Raw genomic sequence first — 3,073 nt, 5'->3', positions numbered from 1 at the left:
CGTTGAGAACCCTGAGTGTCATCATGCCCGTCTCCCGTCCCTGGTCCTCGGCAGAGAGGAGATTTCCCCCGGTCAGGCCGTCCCCCATATAGACCTCCCAGACACTGTAGACCGGCACGCGGGAGGCGCCGGAGACCTCCTTGATGACATCGTCGTACTCGTAGTACGTGCCGTTTGCGTCCCTGGTGAGGGTCATGAGGAGGACGACCGTGTCGGGCGGGAGGCCCCCGACGTCCTCCTTTATCTCATCAAGGGTCTGGTTCTCCGGCATTGTGAAGGTGAGATGGCCCTCATAGCCCTTTGCGACCTCTTCGACGACTTTTCTGTCGGCTATCCCGGTCAGCGTATTGTCGTTGACGACATAGACCTCCCTGACGCCCGGATTGATTGAGATGGCGGCGTCGACCGTCCCCTGCACATCGGCGACTTCGACGATCCCGGTGCAGTTCTCCCACCCGGCAAGGTACCTGTCCTCAAAATAGTTCACCCCGCAGAAGATGACCGGCGTCCCGGGGAAGAGGTCGTCATGGTGCTCGCGGAGGAAGTGAAAGGCATATTCGTCCGAGCAAATGATGGCATCGAGTTTGATATCCCCATACTTGAGCCTGTACATCTCGACAATCTCCGCGGAGTAGCGGGGACTCGCGATCCGTGGGGTGTCCATGTACTCGATATAGAGGTTGACATCTGTGGTCCCCTCGTCAAAAGCTGAGTATATGCCGTCGGTGACCCCGTCGGTCCATGAGAGGCCCTCGTGATAGGAATGAAGAAGAAGAACGTTTTTTTCCGGGGAAGAAGCGATAGAAGCGGACGGCAGCAGGAGTATCAGGAAAAAAATGATAGTGAGGAATATCCGTGGGGGCGATCTGTCCCCGCAGTATCCTGAGGCACTCATGCCGTCTGTAGTTTCTGGTTGTTACTGTCCGCTTTTCCAGGCACGTATCCGCCTCATCGCCTCTTTCAGTGTGGGGATGGAGGCGGCATAGGAGACGCGTATCCAGCCCGGGGCATTGAAGGCCGTACCCGGGGTTGCCGCGACGTGTGCGTCATTCAGCCAGGAACGCGCGATCGCCATGTCGTCGCCCTCCACCTTCACGAATGCGTAGAAAGCGCCGTCCGGCGGGGCAACCGTGTAGCCCATCGAGGCGAACTCGTCGAGCATGTACATCCGGCGCGCCTCGAACTCCTTCCGCATCGCCTCGACACAGGTCTGGTCGCCCTGCAGGGCCGCGACGCCGCCCCACATGACGAAGGTTGTCGGGGATGAGATCGAGTGCTGCTGGACCTTCATCATCTGCCGCAGTATGGGCAGGGGGGCGACGGCATACCCGAGGCGCCACCCTGTCATCGCGTAGGCCTTGGAAAAGCCGTTGATGGTGATCGTCCGTTCGGCCATGTCCCCGAGGGCCGCGAGGGATATGTGCTCTTTGCCATAGATGAGTTTTTCGTAGATCTCGTCGGACAGGGCGAGAAGGTCGTAGTCCTCGCAGAGGTCCGCGACAAGTTTCAGGGAGGCCTTCGAGAGCACCGTCCCGGCCGGGTTCGAGGGGGTATTGACGACGATCATCTTCGTCTTCTGCCCGACCCGCTCCAGGATGGCGTCGTCGATCTGGAAGGAGGGCTCCTTCAGGGGGTGGTGGACGACCCGACCGTCTGCCATCTGGACACAGGGCTCGTAGCTGACCCAGGCCGGGTCAGGGAGGATCACCTCGTCCCCCGGGTTGAGGCAGGCCTGCATCGCCTCATAGATCGCGTCCTTCGCCCCGCAGGTGGCGATGACGTTCTCCGGTCCGCAGGGGATCCTGTTCTCCGTCCGGCACTTCGCGGCCACAGCATGGAGGAGTTCCGGGATGCCGGCCGACGGGGCATAGTGGGTCTCGCCGCGCGCCAGGGCGTCGGAACAGGCCTGCACGATATGCTCCGGCGTGGCGAAGTCGGGTTCGCCGATGGAGAGGCTGATCACGTCGATCCCCTCTCTCTTCATCTTTTTGGCGGCGTCGGTGATCTCGATCGTCGCCGACGGGGCGACGGCACCGATCTTCTCGGAGAGGGCTCTCATCCTAATCTCTGCACCATCTTGACGGCAGATTCAACGGCGCGCTTTGCGTAGTCGATCCGCTCGTTGGCTTCCATGCGGGTCATTCCGGGCCCGGAAATACCGAGGGCGACCGGCTTGTTGTACTCGAGGGAGAGATCGATGATCTTCCGGGCGGCGTGCTGGACGACGATCTCGTCGTGCTGGGTCGCCCCTTCGATGACGCAGCCGATCGTGACGACGGCGTCGACCTTCCCCTCGGAGAGGAGTTTCTTGATCGCCAGGGGCATGTCATAGGCGCCGGGCACATAGAAGCACTCGGTGACCTCTGCGCCGAGAAACTTCGCGTGTTCCCGTCCCTCGATCTCCATCATATAGGTGATGTCGCGGTTGAACTCCGCAACCACAAAGCCAAGCTTGATTGCCATTGTCTTCTCCTCGATCGATCCTGTCTGTGTTCTCTTTTTATTCTGCCGGTTCACTGCCTCGCAGGGCCGACGTCCTCGAAGCCCTGCCTCTGGCCTGTGCCGGCCTGCCTGGTGAGGACCTGCGGTCTGAGGACGAGGTTCACGGCATTGACGGCGTGCTCCCTTGTCCGCTGTTCGGCAAGCCAGGCAAGTTCACTCTCTGTCCCGGCCTCGTCCTCGTGGACGAAGACCTCGATGATGTGGTGGTTTGTCATGAGCTGGGCGAGCATGAGGCCCTGGGAGGCCTCATGGGCGCACATCCTGTCCTTTTCCTTGCCGCCAGGCATGCCGAGGGCGATGACGATGTCGCATCCCCGCTCCTCGATGAGCTTCTTGCAGGCGACCGGGAGGTCCTTGAACCCCGGGACGGTGTAGCGCTCGATACCGACGCTCGCGTGTTTGCGGAGCTCGTCGATGGCGATCGCGCCCATGTCGACGCGTGCGAAGGTGGTGTCAGCGACGCCGACCTTCATGCGTCGAGCACCTCTGCCGCGGCCTCGACACCGTCGCCCACGCCGGCAACTCCTGCCTTGCGAAGTGCGTACTGGACGGTGGCGAGGGTGGCGAGGAT

General features: G+C 61.5%; 4 protein-coding genes. All 4 read right to left on the bottom strand.

The features are described from left to right. A partial coding sequence (locus PHP59_RS12290) for a hypothetical protein (RefSeq protein WP_300167400.1) occupies positions 1 to 664 on the bottom strand: 664 nt, incomplete at its 3' end. 252 nt (positions 665 to 916) lie between these two features. Then, positions 917 to 2,059, bottom strand: a complete 1,143-nt coding sequence (locus tag PHP59_RS12285) for a pyridoxal phosphate-dependent aminotransferase (protein WP_300167398.1) — start codon at positions 2,057 to 2,059, stop codon at positions 917 to 919. After that, complete coding sequence (gene ribH, locus PHP59_RS12280) at positions 2,056 to 2,463, bottom strand: 6,7-dimethyl-8-ribityllumazine synthase (protein WP_300166178.1); 408 nt, start codon at positions 2,461 to 2,463, stop codon at positions 2,056 to 2,058. Before ribH ends, PHP59_RS12285 begins: the two co-directional genes overlap by 4 nt. Before the next feature lie 50 nt (positions 2,464 to 2,513). Then, the gene (ribC, locus tag PHP59_RS12275) at positions 2,514 to 2,975 is read right to left on the bottom strand and encodes a riboflavin synthase (RefSeq protein ID WP_300167396.1); all 462 of its coding nucleotides are present in this window, start codon (positions 2,973 to 2,975) and stop codon (positions 2,514 to 2,516) included. Positions 2,976 to 3,073 lie beyond the last annotated feature (98 nt).

The organism is Methanofollis sp. (assembly GCF_028702905.1).
Classification (GTDB): domain Archaea; phylum Halobacteriota; class Methanomicrobia; order Methanomicrobiales; family Methanofollaceae; genus Methanofollis.
This window is presented reverse-complemented; position numbering and strand designations above follow the sequence as displayed.

Bases quoted from the DNA above. Each gene is read 5' to 3' on its own strand.
- ribC (WP_300167396.1), bottom strand. From the start codon at position 2,975: ATGAAGGTCGGCGTCGCTGACACCACCTTCGCACGCGTCGACATGGGC.
- ribH (WP_300166178.1), bottom strand. From the start codon at position 2,463: ATGGCAATCAAGCTTGGCTTTGTGGTTGCGGAGTTCAACCGCGACATC.
- PHP59_RS12285 (WP_300167398.1), bottom strand. From the start codon at position 2,059: ATGAGAGCCCTCTCCGAGAAGATCGGTGCCGTCGCCCCGTCGGCGACG.